The organism is Halalkalicoccus paucihalophilus, assembly GCF_001593955.1.
Classification (GTDB): Archaea; Halobacteriota; Halobacteria; order Halobacteriales; family Halalkalicoccaceae; genus Halalkalicoccus; species Halalkalicoccus paucihalophilus.
This window is the reverse complement of record NZ_LTAZ01000012.1, coordinates 208,317-223,249: the sequence shown is the minus strand read 5'-3', so window position 1 is coordinate 223,249 and position 14,933 is coordinate 208,317. Positions and strand designations below refer to the sequence as shown.

Annotated in this window: 14 protein-coding genes; 10 read left to right on the top strand and 4 right to left on the bottom strand. The window is 51.4% G+C overall.

Annotated elements, in window-relative coordinates:
- Window positions 1–352: 352 nt before the first annotated feature.
- Entirely contained in the window at window positions 353–517 is a 165-nt protein-coding gene (locus tag HAPAU_RS21095; protein WP_157078501.1) for a hypothetical protein, read from the top strand.
- A 717-nt stretch (window positions 518–1,234) separates the two neighbouring features.
- Here HAPAU_RS21095 and HAPAU_RS15510 read toward each other — a convergent pair.
- From HAPAU_RS15510 to HAPAU_RS15500, 3 genes are all read right to left on the bottom strand, one after another.
- A complete protein-coding gene (locus HAPAU_RS15510; RefSeq protein WP_066384607.1) occupies window positions 1,235–1,693 on the bottom strand; it encodes a type II toxin-antitoxin system VapC family toxin in 459 nt (152 codons plus the stop codon).
- On the bottom strand, window positions 1,690–1,935 hold the full coding sequence (locus HAPAU_RS15505) for an AbrB/MazE/SpoVT family DNA-binding domain-containing protein (RefSeq protein WP_084383798.1): 246 nt from the start codon (window positions 1,933–1,935) through the stop codon (window positions 1,690–1,692). The genes HAPAU_RS15510 and HAPAU_RS15505 overlap by 4 nt, the downstream gene beginning before the upstream one ends.
- Window positions 1,936–2,279: 344 nt before the next feature.
- Entirely contained in the window at window positions 2,280–2,771 is a 492-nt protein-coding gene (locus HAPAU_RS15500; protein WP_066384603.1) for a YciE/YciF ferroxidase family protein, read from the bottom strand.
- A gap of 273 nt (window positions 2,772–3,044) precedes the next feature.
- Between HAPAU_RS15500 and HAPAU_RS15495 the strand changes: the two genes are divergently transcribed.
- From HAPAU_RS15495 to HAPAU_RS15455, 9 genes are all read left to right on the top strand, one after another.
- Window positions 3,045–3,617: a hypothetical protein gene (locus HAPAU_RS15495; RefSeq protein ID WP_066384602.1), complete on the top strand. Its 573-nt coding sequence runs from the start codon at window positions 3,045–3,047 to the stop codon at window positions 3,615–3,617.
- A gap of 1,406 nt (window positions 3,618–5,023) precedes the next feature.
- Window positions 5,024–5,458, top strand: a complete 435-nt coding sequence (locus HAPAU_RS15490; RefSeq protein WP_084383797.1) for a CBS domain-containing protein — start codon at window positions 5,024–5,026, stop codon at window positions 5,456–5,458.
- A gap of 1,071 nt (window positions 5,459–6,529) precedes the next feature.
- Window positions 6,530–7,258, top strand: a complete 729-nt coding sequence (locus HAPAU_RS15485; protein ID WP_157078500.1) for a hypothetical protein — start codon at window positions 6,530–6,532, stop codon at window positions 7,256–7,258.
- 329 nt (window positions 7,259–7,587) lie between these two features.
- Window positions 7,588–8,172, top strand: a complete 585-nt coding sequence (locus HAPAU_RS15480; RefSeq protein WP_066384672.1) for a hypothetical protein — start codon at window positions 7,588–7,590, stop codon at window positions 8,170–8,172.
- A complete protein-coding gene (locus HAPAU_RS15475; RefSeq protein ID WP_066384596.1) occupies window positions 8,162–8,806 on the top strand; it encodes a hypothetical protein in 645 nt (214 codons plus the stop codon). The genes HAPAU_RS15480 and HAPAU_RS15475 overlap by 11 nt, the downstream gene beginning before the upstream one ends.
- Before the next feature lie 353 nt (window positions 8,807–9,159).
- Window positions 9,160–10,680, top strand: coding sequence for an ABC transporter substrate-binding protein (locus HAPAU_RS15470; protein WP_084383796.1), 1,521 nt, complete (start codon window positions 9,160–9,162; stop codon window positions 10,678–10,680).
- Complete coding sequence (locus HAPAU_RS15465) at window positions 10,677–12,017, top strand: APC family permease (protein WP_066384592.1); 1,341 nt, start codon at window positions 10,677–10,679, stop codon at window positions 12,015–12,017. Before HAPAU_RS15470 ends, HAPAU_RS15465 begins: the two co-directional genes overlap by 4 nt.
- Window positions 12,018–12,344: 327 nt before the next feature.
- The gene (locus HAPAU_RS15460; RefSeq protein ID WP_066384590.1) at window positions 12,345–12,605 is read left to right on the top strand and encodes a hypothetical protein; all 261 of its coding nucleotides are present in this window, start codon (window positions 12,345–12,347) and stop codon (window positions 12,603–12,605) included.
- A gap of 284 nt (window positions 12,606–12,889) precedes the next feature.
- Window positions 12,890–13,576, top strand: coding sequence for a helix-turn-helix domain-containing protein (locus tag HAPAU_RS15455; RefSeq protein ID WP_066384587.1), 687 nt, complete (start codon window positions 12,890–12,892; stop codon window positions 13,574–13,576).
- Between the two features lie 52 nt (window positions 13,577–13,628).
- Here HAPAU_RS15455 and HAPAU_RS15450 read toward each other — a convergent pair whose 3' ends face one another.
- A complete protein-coding gene (locus HAPAU_RS15450; RefSeq protein WP_169802670.1) occupies window positions 13,629–14,237 on the bottom strand; it encodes a helix-turn-helix domain-containing protein in 609 nt (202 codons plus the stop codon).
- Window positions 14,238–14,933 lie beyond the last annotated feature (696 nt).

Genomic DNA, 14,933 nt, shown 5'->3' with positions numbered 1-14,933 from the left:
TGTGAATTTCACACTAAACATGATATTGAGCAGAACATTAATAAGGAGTAATCGCGTTACTATTGCGTGAGAGGGGTCAGCGAGAAACCTGCAGAAAAGGTGCCTCTGACACACCTTGCCCCCTCTCAGCCCATTTGGGTTCGATGAGGCAATCAGTACTAGGGGATGATATTACTTAAACCTCACTAACCCCCTCCTAATCTGCGATTTTCGCAGAAGGGGCACGTTCTGTTGTTTCGATCGGGACTGGGATTACCAATACGCATTGGCTCACCCTTCGGAGTGCCTAATCTCGCTTCAGGATCGGCAAGGGTGGATCCCGATACGTGTTGAATCATCCCCCTTCGAGGACATGCTGCTCAACTACGACCCGAACAGCGGCCGTGAGTTTGCACAGTACGTTGCCGATGAACACGGCGGCAAGGAATTTGAGCAGCTGGCCGCCAACCTCGAGGACGACCAGGAGGACGAGGACACGACTGATACGATCGCGGAGCCCCCACTCGCCGACGACTAACACGAGCCCATTTCTCCCCAAGTGGCCATCCCGTGTGTGTGCATTGTAACACGCATTTTGAGTGAGCACTCGTCCGGGGCCGTCTCCATAAGCTCCCTCTAACAATACGGATATGACGGTATAGAGGAAATGGGACACCCTTGGCATACTTCGTCTGGTAGGAGGTTGTTGGTGACTCATGGGGTGTCCTGCTATGATTCGTTGTAACTCTCCCCGCTACTCGGCCCTTCAGCATCTAGCAGGCGGTTTTTTCGTGCATGCGGTATGACGACTGTCCCGAGCGAGCGAGGGTTCCAGGAGTCAGCTGTGGCACGTATCAGAGGTCAGTTCGTATCTGGAGGATCGATAGATACAGCCAGCCGATTTATCATCATGTGCACCTTTTTCGGCCTGATTTTCGTCGCGCGAGCCGTCGTTTCGGGTCGGATTTTTCGCGCGCTTCTGCGAAGGTGGCTGTGGTATTTTGATTGAGTGCCCTTAAGCACGCCCCCAGGGAAATATTGACGCCCCGTATCGAAACCGGGCCAACCCCTTACTGTGAGGCGGTGAGGTTCATTCCGCTGCGGTGGGGGAAGCGGGGCTGGTATCTTCTCCCGCCAGAGAGCCGGAGGCGCGACGGCTGGATTGTGGTGGTTGGCGGCGGTCGCCGTAGTACTACAGTCGATCGAACCTTGTGCAACAACCACCTTCTACGAACGGCCAATGTTGCACAAGGTGCTACGAATTGATGCGGCTAAATCGCTCCAGTACGTCATCCGGTACTGGATTAAGATACTCAAAAGACTCGCCCTCACACAACTGTTCGAACCCCCGATCAGTGGTGAGAATCGCATCCGTATTGTGAGTGCGGGCTAACGAGATGTAGAATGAGTCATACACATCGTGGTTTTTCTCAGAACTGATATCATACGAATTGAGCACCGTATCAATGTCCGCGTCAATGACGGCCATTGGATGCTGGAGAAACGATGAGACTGCATTCCGAGCATCTACACGGTCATACCCCCACTTGGTGGTGAGCACCCACTGTGCTCGAAACGGGAGATAGCTATAGACGAGCAGAGTATTGTCTCCAGTCAGTGCCGGATGCACGTGAGACGTGACATACTCATGACCGGGATGAGACTCAACCAAGCTCACGGCAAATGCGTTCACGTCGATGAGCAATCGCGTCATTCGTGCTCGCCGCCAAAGAGTGCTTCACCGGCATCTACGAAGGCTTCCTCGCCCCACTCACGCTCATCGCTAATCGTCTGGAGCTCGGGCCGGTCCTTTGCAAGGTGAATTTTTCCCTCTCGAATCGTGAGGTCGAGCTCATCACCTTCGTCTATCCGAAACCGCTGTCGGATATGCCGCGGCAGCGTAATCCGTCCACGAGTATCCACCCGCACCGTTTCTACGTTCTCTTTTGTACCCATTTCTATTACCCATTTTCATATACCCACTCTAGCCACATAACTGTTCGTGGCCATTATTCAGCACCTCAAGGTGAGAAAATTCTGTCGCTCTCAGCAACCCACATATCAATCAACTGTTATATTTACTATGAGCACGAGCAAGAATTCATTCATTTATGATTACTGAGATAATCATCAGGGGAAACGACAGGGTCGCCGCTGTCCCCGAAGCGCAATGGCTACGCCTTAGGACAGTCGTCTGTGATAACTCTCCACAGAGGTGTGTAATGGTGACTCAATACCTGCTGTTGATTACAGAGTAGATGAGGACTAGTTCAGCAGAAAAATTTCGAATGTCGTCGATATTACACTTCGAGGCGACCGTAATCGAACTCCTCTCCCAACGTAGCAAGTTCGTCTAGCGCATTCTGTTCTTCGCGCATGTTCTGCTCAAGGAGGTCTGCAGTCTCATCAAGACCGAGTTGAGCGGCCATCGGTGTGAGGTTGCCATAGCAGGCGATCTCGTAGTGTTCGGACTTTTGGCCCGCAGCGATATTGAAGCGGTCAAGTGCCCCGTCGCTGGGATCTTTGTCGACGAACTCTTCGTGCGCTTCGATCATGCCTTCGACGACGGGATCCTCTGCACCGTCCGGGTCCTGCCCGACGGCCTCAAATACCTCTTCGAGCCGCTCGATGTGGTTCTGTGTTTCCGAACGATGCTCGGAGAACCCTTCTTTGAGTTCATCAGCACTGGAGGTGCTTTCAAGTTCCTCGAGTGCATCGACTAGCCGCTGTTCGGTGTAATAGATGTGCTGTAGCCCCTCGACGAACAGGTCTTCTGTGGAGTCAACGCTCATGTGTATCGCCGTCTATTCCCACTCCTGATAGCTCAATAAGACATCTGCCTGCGTGGGGAAGTGAGTATGAGGACGACCAAGAGTCGGTAGCCGGGTCGGTTCTCGTCTAAACGGTGTATAGGCAGGACGCTCTACTTCACTAATGACGGAACTCACTCTATGAGATATGAGTATATGTTCAGAAGATTGAGGATGAGGGAAGATGACCTCATGAGCAGCGAGGGGAGTCTCGTCACATAAAGCGAAGTCAATTACTTTGAAGGAACGATATCAATGACGCAGATCACGCAGACTTCGGTGATTCAAACGGCTCAGCGCGGTATCAAGGGTGCGATTATGGCGGTAATTATGGCGGGAGTTCGACGACGGAATTCGGGTGCAGTAGTAAACGGTGCCCTTTCATTCGCGGCGGCTTACCTTCCTCGTCTTATCGAACATCGGTACAACGTTGCGTTCCGGCCGTGGCAACGTATGTATACGGCGACGGCGATGCTTACTCACGCCGCCAGCATGCTCGGCCTCTACGATGACACATGGTGGTGGGATCACCTTACGCATGTCCTTTCTGCATCTCTCCTCGGCGGATTCGTCCATGTCGCTGCGTGCCGCCGTGGCCATAACCCTAACTCACGTGTTCTTGCCGCCATTGTCGGTGGTGGCGTTCTGTGGGAGCTCATGGAGTATACTATCCACGGAGTCACCGAGCGTCTCGGTCTTCAACCCGTACTCATCCCCTACAGTGCTCGTGATACCCTTCTCAATCTCGTCTTTGATCTTGTCGGTGCGCTTCTTGTCCTCGTATTCGGCAATCGCTTCTTGCGGAACTTCATCCCCAACCGTAACTAACGCTCTTTGGATCACAGTGTCCCCTTCTAGATTGCATTCTTGACGGCAATACGCGGTGATATGAGATAGCGAGGCAACGCCACCAAAACCACAACCAAGCACCACCTCCTAACCGTCCTGTCTGAAACCGCTCCCTTTCGGACACCTGCTGATACCTGAGATTAGTACTACCGTCTCCTGCCAGAGTACTCCATAATCACAGGCCTGTTTGTCTGTTACCTCCCGTCTTAGCCTGCAAGCAAGGGCCGACCCAACTGGTTCGATGCGAAGGTGATTCCCTGTACTTGGACACAACTAGCACGCTCATGGTCGACGTGTGGGTGTCCACAGGGAGAAAGACTCAGGGTGCCTCTGACATCAACCCTAAGTCAGCTTTGGATGTGCTCTGTAGCAACTAGTTGGCTGCTCTCCCCTTATAACAGAGGTGTATCTCACAGACGAGCGTCTTATTAGCTGGCCCCAAGACGCCTTTCTGTATAGAATCGTCACAAAGCAGGCGCTGATAAACGTGTTCAACGACGTGAAAGCGTCCAAAAGAGGGAGAAGGACACACAGGACACTTCCGCCATCATCCTGTATCCCTGCTGGATGAGCTCTCCATCCTTTAGGATAGAGGTGCTGCGCTCATGGTTTCGCCTCTGTCCTCGGCTTCGGATCAGTGGGACAACCAAAAGTGGATTCACTCCCTTCCATGCTATGACTCATCCACCTTTATGTTAAACCTCCAATATAGGGTTCACCCACCACAACAAACCCACCAACACATCGAGAGGAAATCACGCAAGCGCTATCGATTTATGTCCGTTTGATGAGGAGGAGATGAACCGACGTGTGGACTTGTAGGGAGCGGAAGTGGTTTTATATGGGTGATGAGACCGGCTTTGATTGCCCGGCGAATATGGTCTGCAAACGAGGTTTGACTCGTCTCGAGATAGGCCAGCTGTGATTGTGCATCATACGTAATTACATCGCTCTCGGCTAATACTGGCAGATCTCGATTCTCTAGTAGAGGTGTAATCTGATCAGGTTGGGACGTAACTCGGGAACTAATATAGTCACTCAGTTCCGTCGTTGATGCAGGATAGCGACATCGATTGAGATAGCGAAGGATATACCATCGATACTGATTCACCTCTTGGGAGATATCAGCTGCGACATGCTTGAAGGGTTCTGGTGAATGGCTTGCCATCGTAGATTACTAGTCGCTGCTAATCTGAATATCAGTGCACCCTGTATTTGCGCGGCTGTTATTACCAAACCCATGATCGGCCTCTAAAGACCCTGTCTGCCTCAGTCGGAACATAGTAGTCGAAACGGACGAGAATGATGAAGACCAGCCGGCTCGTAAACTGGTAGCGCTTGCAACCCAACTACTTACTGTGAGAGTTATCCTCCCAAGGAGTGTAATGCCTGCTCACAACCTTGCACAAGAGGATGTCGTAACAGTTGAACCGGCTACTGGAGCGACAGAGATCGCTCAGACAATGGATAACGAGCGGGTCGGCTCGGTTGTCGTTACTGAGGACTCCAAACCGATCGGGATCGTTACCGACCGTACTCTTGGACTTGCGGTGGGTCAGGAAGACGATCCAGCGAGCTTGACCGCTGAGGAACTGATGAGCGGGAATCCCGAAACGGTATCGGCCGATACCGAAGCCTACGATCTTGCGGTCCGGTTTGGTGAGACGAAGGTTCGGCGACTCCCAGTCGTCAATAACGAGGGGCAGCTCGAAGGCATCGTTTCGCTCGATGATTTGATTGCAACGAATGCTGAACAGCTCGAGGAGGCTGCCAAAGTAATCGAGGCTCAATCACCCGGCTACGCTCCGGATGAACGATAGTTCGATGGCTGTCCATCTCTCAGCCCTATGCGTTTTTGGTATGAGAACAATAGAAGCAGTCAGTACCTATTACCGTATTAACGAATCCGGCCACGTTTCGTCGGGGTTATATGAGAGTCGAGAGCTATCGCTTCTTCATACGTTATCGTTCAGTAATGGCTTACCCCAACAGCGGTGGGAATAGTATTTTTCTCGGCAAGCCTCTATCTTCCCCGTTATAGTAAGAGTGCTATGCAAACACAACACATTGGTCTCTAGCTCATCTTCTTAAGAGGGGACGTGGTGTTCAACCACGGCTACATGCTGTAATGAGGTGATCAACCCCCGCTCAGAAGTATAGATAGCTCGTACACCTGTGTCCATGTTTGCCCCGTTCCGGTCTGGCTCAAACGCCTAAACAGAGCTCATGGTGATCGAATTCCGGCCGGATTACGTGGTACATCTCCTCAGTAGCGTTGCGTCTTTTGCAATCATGAAATTATACATTTATTATCAACAAAAATATATTTATTTTTCTATAATGAGATACCAAAGTAGAGATATTAAAAACCATCAGGAATAACGTCGATCAACAATATTGAATCAGTGATAGTATTTGTTTCACTCAAACCAATGTGGCTATCCAGAACATTATTCACAGGTAGACTACATTATTAAATACAACTTAGCACGATCAATGAATGGTGCTTTCCGAAAGTCTGGTTGAATTGCAGCTAGTATTTTCAGCTGTTCCCCAACGTGAAGATCATGAATAGAGTAACCCAGTCAACGAAAACCGACTTCACATCATGGCTTGTGTTTGAGTTCTCTTTACTCTTGGACGGTCCCCGAGAGTGGGTCGTAGTGACGGGAAATCGGTTACTAGTAAGCCTCTTCCAGCTTGTCCTCCTGGCTGGTACGTTACTAGTAGTCATAGTGTTAGGGTTTATTCCACTACAGGCAGAGACACCGATTCTCTTCTTGCTGTTCGCGTTCATCACGGCTAATTTCACACTTATTTCTATTATTACTTCACTCAGTCAGTTTCTTCTCGGACGAGAGCTTGAATCCCCTAACGAAATTCGAGCTGAGATGGCTGAAACAATCTCGTATCGTAACGATGTTAGCAAAACGATCAGTCAATCAGTCATGCCAGTGAAACCCAATATTTTCTTCTTATTTTTATTTGAAAATATACGCGACGATCTGGAATCTCTTGAGCAACTCTCATCACAAGCCCGAACGAAAGAGGCTCATGACGAACTTGAGAACCTCATTGCCGGGTTTCATGCACATACAGACCAGGTAGTTGATCTACTTGAACATCCAGCGAGTGAATTGAAACATGCATTGTTTACCTCGGTAAATGCGGATTACGAGAACCACGCCCATCAGGCATGGTATCTTCAAATGGAACATTCCGATAAGTTTACCGATCCAGTTACGGAACAACTCGATCAATTAACTAATAGATTGGAGCATATCGTCGTCGCAACTCGAATGTTTCAGACAACGTTTATCGAATCCGAAGTGGCGGAACTCTCACGGTTCCTTCTCTATATTGGACTTCCGGTGCAGCTCTCAAGTGTTATTGTGATGTTATTGTATACCGCTCCGGCCTCTGTGCCGTTGGTTTCGTCAGCGACTCTGACTGTACTTATTCCAGCTGTCCTGCTTGCGGGATTTGTGCCGTTTCTTCTCTTGGGTTCCTATATTGTACGATTGACGATCATAGCCCAACGAATGGCTGATAAGTTCCCATTCAGTTCACAGCTCACAGATGCTGTTGTTCGGCCTAATACCGACACTGACGATCCCTGATCGCCGCTCTACTTGAATCCGCAACAAGTGTATATACTCACGATACTCATCGACCTGTCTAACAAAATCACCACTAATGAGGAAACGGCGTCCTAAATAGAGATATGTACTAATTATCGTGAGTTATTATACACCTCATTACTACTTTATAGACGATATTGTGTTAAGTAATTATACTATTATTGCCCAAATTGCTGAGTCGTGGGCAACAATCATCGCATGACTCGTGTACAGGCTTCTCATCGGAGTCTTCGTGGCAGAATACTGGATTCGACAATCGAGGATCACTGTGGTTCCTGATTTATCCGTTCAACTCACATATGCCCGATATGGTACGACTACGAGCGGTTGTCCACAACGAGTGGATGAACGCTCTCATCAGCTGGGTGCTGACTGGGGTCGTAGCGCTCGCAGCCGTGAAAAGTCTCCTCTCAGACGCCGTCCTTTGGGGTGGGGTCGCGCTTCTCATCGTACTCATTGCGGCGATGCCCGCGTTGACGACCGGAGAGTGGACTATGATGGTTCCCTGGCCACTCCTGATTGTTGCGGCCACGGCCACGATCAGTCGGACGCTCGGGATGTACATGGAGGTAGCGGGGTATTTCGCTGTCGCGGCGCTGGCACTCATCGTGGTCATTGAACTCGATGCGTTCACTCCCGTTAAAATGACTCAACGCTTCGCAGTCGCCTTTGCTGCCCTGCTGACCCTTGCGATCCAGGGACTCTGGACGATTGCCCAGTACTATTCCGACCTCTGGCTAGGAACCCAATTCCTTCATTCGCAGAGAGAACTACAGGTAGACATAGTCATTGTCACGGCCATCGGAATCAGTATGAGTGTGGTTTTCGAGTGGTACGTCGAGAAGGTAGAACACGTGGAATCGCACGCGCACCCTATCGATAATGACTTTTAGTGACATTCTGGGCCTGTCCAAGTCTCAGGAACGATTTCTTGCGTGGAGTTTACAGTTCGCTCTGGGAGGTCTGGTTGTCTATGGACTGGTGACGCTTCATGTAGCGATGGCAGCAAACGCGGGGCTTGCACTGGCCGTAACATTCCTTCCTGCGGTGTTGCGTCGAGAGTATGGATACTCGATGGATGCCGGACTGGTTCTTTTGATCACGATCGCGGTCGTGCTTCACGTCCTCGGTTCACTCGGTCCCTACAGATGGTTCTCGTGGTACGACGAAGTGACGCATACAGTCTCGGCAATCCTCGTTGCCGGTATCGGCTATGCCGTTCTTCGGGCGTTTGAGTGCCACTCTAGTGAGATTGACGTACCGTCGAAATTTCGAGTGGTGTTTATTCTCGTCTTCGTGCTCGCATTCGGTGTCATCTGGGAAGTCTTCGAGTTTGGGGCTGTCTGGCTGTCTCAAATACTCGGTATCAGCTCTCCCGTTCGTGTCTTCGGTATCGACGATATTGTGACGGACATGGTGTTCAACACGGTAGGGGCGTTGATCGTAGCGATCTGGGGAACCGGGTACTTCGCTGATTTTGTTCCGTTCCTCAGACGATGGATCCGCTCGAACGACGATGAACAATGAAGCAAGCATTGAATACTTCTTTCGGATGTGTTCCCTGTATCCGATCTCTCCTTACGAGAGGTATCAGCGCCGAGGGGAATTTAAACAGAGAGATATCGTTCAACAGGGTCACTACAGTATCGGACCTTGCAATACTGCAGGATAGTACAAACGGAGATCAGCTGACAACGGATATCCGGATCACGATTCCCGACACCTAACAGGCGGCATACGGGCTATAGCAAGCGAGAGACCTAACATCGCTGGTGGATAGTCAATCCATAGAGCACTCACTCGGAGTCCTACGATATATGGTAGAAAACGGTTGTATACTACGTAGACGAGACCTACTCACAGGAATTGGTGCGACAGGTATGGCAACGCTCGCAGGCTGTTCCGCTCTTGCGCAGACTCCTCCCGGGCCACACCTTCGGATCGGGACTCTCTATCCACCGGTCACCCTTGATCCGATCACAGCAAAGTACGTCGGTTCAAAGCAGGCCATCAACCGGATCTTCGATGGTCTCTACGCCTATGGTGAGGGAGCCAATATCGTCCCACAGATCGCGACTGACCAACCAACAGTTTCCGACGACGGTCGCCAGATCGATATTACCCTCAAAGAACAGACACACTTTCAGAACGATCAACCCATCACACCGGAAGACGTCCAATACTCGTTCGAGGCACCGGTCGAAGAGCGAGCCCCGAGCGCATGGAGAGTCGATATGATCGAATCGGTAGAGGTCGTCGACGACCAAACAGTCCGATTCCGGTTACAACATCCATTTCCGGGGCTTTCACACATGCTCACACAGCCGATCGTCCCCAAAGAAGCTCGTGAAGACGATCGAGAAAGGTTTGCTAAGGAGCCAATCGGGAGTGGGCCATTCGAGGTCAGGAAATTCAGCGAGGACCAGAAGGCACAACTCGTTCGCTGGGACGAGTATTGGGGACAACCAAAACCGGCGATCGCCCAGCTCACGATGGTGTACGTCGAATCGCCGCTCACACAGATGATGAGCCTTCGGACCGGCCGGAACGACGCGATCGAACCGATTGGACCGCAAGTAGCTGACGACATTCGTGACGTGACGGATGCCTCGATGAAACGGCGAGACGGGTACCGGACCTACTATCTCGGCTTCAATCTGAATCAAGGCCCGACGACCAAACCAGAAGTTCGAGAGGCGATCAGTTACTGTATCGATATGGACGAAGCGGTTCGGAAGTTCATCGAACCGATGGGAAACCGGGTGTACAGTCCTCTTCCAAGATCGATGGCAGAAGAGTGGGATATGCCGATCGAGGAGTGGCAGGAGCTTCCAAACCGAAAGAACACCGAACGGGCAAAAAACCTATTCAGGGAAGCAAATGAGACGACCGGTCAGATCAAGATTCTGACGTCGAAGAATCCCACTTGGAAGGAACTCGGTGAGGATCTTGCAGGCGGGCTCCGTGACGCCGGCCATGGTGCGCTCGTTACCTCGAAGTCTTGGAAGAGCTATCTCAAGTCGTACGTCTCGGGGTCAGAACGTGATTATTCGGTGTTTATTGGTGAGATCGCTGGTATGCCTGATCCGGATTCGTTCCTCTATCCTACGTTTCACGAGAACATGCTCGGAGAGACCAATGGGATCTTCTATACCGGTGACGAAGTAATGAATCGGCTCTCGAAGGCACGGGAGACGACTGACCGAGCACGCCGACAAACCCTCTACGAGACCGCCATTACGAGGTTGCTCTCAGAACGGACCTTCCTCCCGATCTGTTCGTTCCAAAACAGCTTTGCGATAACTGACCGAGTGCAGAACTTCCGGGTCCACCCGATCGCGGAGGTCAATCCCCAACTGACGAGTACAAACGATGGTCGCGTCGTGAGGATTCAATCATGAGCGAAGATGAGGGCGGAGGGTTCGGTGTAGGGACGGCCGTTGCACTTGGTGTTGGTGGCATCGTCGGTGGAGGGATCTACGCGGCCATCGGTATTGTCGTGGCGGCCGCCGGCGTGTTGACGTGGTTCGCCTACTCGCTCGCGACCATCGTCGTGCTCTGTTGTGCCTATTCGTACGTGAAGCTCAACGACATCACCGAAAACAAGGGCGGTTCGGTGACGTACATCGAGGAGTTGACCGGTCGATCGACGACCGCGGGCGTCGTCGGCTGGACGCTCGTCGTCGGCTACATCGGCACGATGGCGATGTACGCCTATGCGTTCGGCGCGTATGGACAGATGATGCTCGGCGTAGCGTATGTCTGGGGGTTGCCAATCAGACAGTTCCTTTCAGTCAGTATCATCGCCGTCTTCGTTGGGATAAATCTCCTCGGAGCGGGTTCGACGGCGGCCGTCGAGCGGTATCTCGTCTTCGTCCAGGCAGGCATCATCGCCGCCTTCGGGCTCATCGGGCTCTGGTTTGGGTTCTCGAACCAGATGCTGCAGGTCGGCCTCTCGTCGTTAGTGCGATCGATCACGAGCTACGACTTCAACCCGATTCTCGCCGCGTCCGTCGGGTTCGTTTCCTTCGAGGGGTGGCAGCTGCTCTTTTATGATCAGGAGCAGTTTGACGATCCCAAAGAGACGCTTGCGAAGGGAATATTCATCTCGATCCCGATCGCGGCGTTCATCTACATCCTTGTGGGGTTCGTTATCACAAGTTTGCTTCCCGAAGAGGTCGTCGCCGCTCAGCCCGAGGCAGCGTTGATTTATGGAGGGCTCGTGATTTCAAAATGGCTTGCACTTGCCGTTGGGATCGCCGGCCTCATTTCGACGGCGAGCGCGATCAACTCGACGCTATTCAGCGAGGCGATCTTCGCAAAGAACCTTATTTCCGACGAGATCCTTCCCGAGCGGATGGGTGATCCCGACGCAGATGCCGCTCCGACACGGACCATTCTCGTCATTGGCTTTTTCACGGCAGCGTTCACGATCCTCGGGAGCCTCGAGGCGGTCGTGGAGTTCGCGTCGCTCGCCTTTATCGTCGTCTTCGGGGTAATGAGCGCGCTTGCGCTGGCACATCGCGACGAGGGCGACATCAACGTGATTCCGCCGCTTGTCGGCACAATCGGGTCAGCCGCCTTCTTCATCATGCTTACCTGGTATCTCTATGCGCAGCTTCCGTCGGTGTTCTGGCTCGTTGTCATCATCGCGGCGATAGTCTTCACTGTCGAAGCGGTGTACTTCGAACGAGAATCACTTGAAGAAGGAATACAAGAAATAGAAGAACAACTCTGAATACTCGTATAAGATATAAAGAAAACCGGCAGTAAGTAATCTGTTATATGGAGTGACTACATATACTGAACCCTTACTCTGCTTTGATATTCCGCCCATCCCAAATAATAGTTCTCTACTAGTGTACTACTCTTGAGAAGGTGCTCAATTCGTGTTTTCAGAACAGACGCGACAATCCACTAATATCCTTGTCAAGTCAACATTGATTACAGGTACGGATAGGAAAGAAGAATAACCTAGAAGCGATGGCAGTTGTTTCCTTAATTAGTTCATCCCGATACCGACTCACCCTTACTGTTTAGCGTCTGCGCACCGTACTCGAAATCAATGACTGAGATTCAATCCGTTGAAACCGAGGATGAGTATATTCACGTGCGTTTTCGTGACCCCGACCAGTATGAGACCATCCGTACGCCGGATTGGGCAAAAGAACCCGCTGAATCCGTTTCAGAAGGAGCAGAGGTGCGCACGGGCCAGACAGAAGATAGTGACGATTGGGAAGTCCAAAGCGTCCTGATCAAAAAGAATGTCGGTGAAGAGAAAGCGAAAGAACAAGCAAAGGAAATCGTTGATAAAATCCAATCATAGGACGGATACTACGGCGTGTCGGTTTTCAGTAGAGAAAAAGAAATCTACCACCTTGACAGAAAAAGAGACTTGAGTACTCAGGTAAGGAGTAGATATGCCGCAGATCTAACGTGCGGTAGCACCCAATATTCTATCTTTTCCATTCATAAATGGAATAGTTCCTTACCAGCATCGCCTATCAAGACTACTTCCTCGTAATCCTATTCATATTGTTTTGGCTAAACACAGGTTCTTTATTTGTCAATTGCTTACTACTATACGGATGGATATCCCTTGGTGTACCAGTGGCCTCAATCATCGAATTTCGTCTCCCAATTGAACAATTCGCGTTAGCACACACCTTCGAAGAGGTGGCGAATCTCCACGTCGAGATCGAACGCTTCGCCGCTCAAGATCCCGATTCAGTCATGCCCTTCGTCTGGGTCACGACGGATGATTTCGAGGCGTTCGAAACCGCGGTTGATGACGACCCCTCCGTCGAGTCGTACTCTCGACTCGCCGAGTGTAATGGCGAACAGTTTTATCGTATGGACTGGATTGCTGACGCCGAACTCGCTATCCATCTCCTCACTGAGAAGGACGCCGCAATCACCACTGCACAAACAACGGGCGAGTCGTGGGAGTTCCAAGTCATGTGTCCTGAGCACGATTCTCTATCAGTAGTCTATAATTTCTGTGCGGAGAACGGACTCTCGCTTACGGTTGACTCGATATATGAACTCGACGGGAAGGACGGGTCAGCGCACGGATTGAGTGAATCACAGCATACCTCAGTCATGAAAGCCAGAGAGATGGGCTATTACGACGTTCCTCGGGAGGTCTCATTAACCGAACTGGCTGACGAACTTGACGTCTCACATCAAGCGCTCTCTGAGAGGTTGCGTCGTGGCCACGCCAACCTCATTGATCGGGCCCTCAGTTCAGAAGATCACACGCAGGATGAAGCGCCACCAGCAGCCGACCACGAGTAGGTAACCAAACCGATTCTAGTGGAACAGTGGATAGACTACTCGGGCGCCCTCCTCACGCTTGTAGTGTCTCTTCGCTCGCTGCAATATACTCTTGGCCGAGCGCTGCCATCGCTCGGCGCAATCGCTCGACGACGGCTTGATCCGAAATGCCGAGTGTTGCACCTAACTCAGCGGTCGTTGTCGTTCGGGGAATAGAATAGTATCCTTCCGAGATCGCGAGTTCAAGTGCCTCTCGCTGAGCCGGGGATAATCGACTCTGCGGGTCGAGCTCTGGCTGATTCGACCGAGAGACACGGCGGACATCAAGCCGTATCTCATCCTCATTGATCTGATCATGAAACGCAGAGAGCGACTCATGTGACGGAAATCGAAGATCGAACTCCCACTGACCACCGTCTTTGATCGCCTTCAAGATGGAGGCGTGGTGGTCGCTCAGGGCCTGATAGAACGAATCGAGGTCAGCGGACCACTCAACGGCATACGTAGCGATGTCTTCGGACTGGTCAATAGCAACGACCGAGGCGACTGCATCGTGCTCGTCGAGTCGCCGGGCGAATGATTCGTGCTCACAGTCGTGAACCTCGAGGATCGGCATCGCTTGATTACCTAACGGTACAATGGATTCGAGTTCGATGTGCACTCCATCAACCGCGTCGATCACGCGGCCAATATCGAATTCAGACGCGGGGAGACGCGGGGAGTGCGACAGTAAGAATGACACTCATACGGTCTAATCACGCATAGAGGTACGATACAGACGAACAAGAAGAGTTCGCCTGCACATGTCATAATTACCGTTCTCTGAAAGAGATCACATCAGATCAGACAACCCTCTTTACTCCGAGTATATCCAAGGAGGGTGTTTGGAAGCCGGGCGTAAAGATACGGCTGGTATCCCAAGTCACTGACTTATCCGTTTGGACTTGCTATTCGCAGATAATGCATTACTTTGAGAATTACTGTATCGACTGCGAGTGGAGTGCGAGCACGGAGGAGTATACGTCACGAGAGACTATCGCAAGGAGTGCAATCAATTATCATGTTGACTCCAACCATACAATCGATTCACGGTCACTCATCTACCCTTATCCAACTGAATCACAATCCGTCCTCTGATCTCTTACTGAGTTGTCATTCTTGACGCCGATACGCGGTAATGTGAGCCAACGGGGCAACCCTACCAAGATCACAACCGAGCACTACCTCCTGACTATCCTGTTTGGAACCCCTTCCTTCCGGACACTACAGACACCAGAGGTCAATACTACCTTGTCTTGCCAGAGCCTCGTGGTTTGGCGCGCGTCGGCAGGGGATGGATTTCTGACGGAGCGCGGGTTGGTGTAGTACTACACAATTA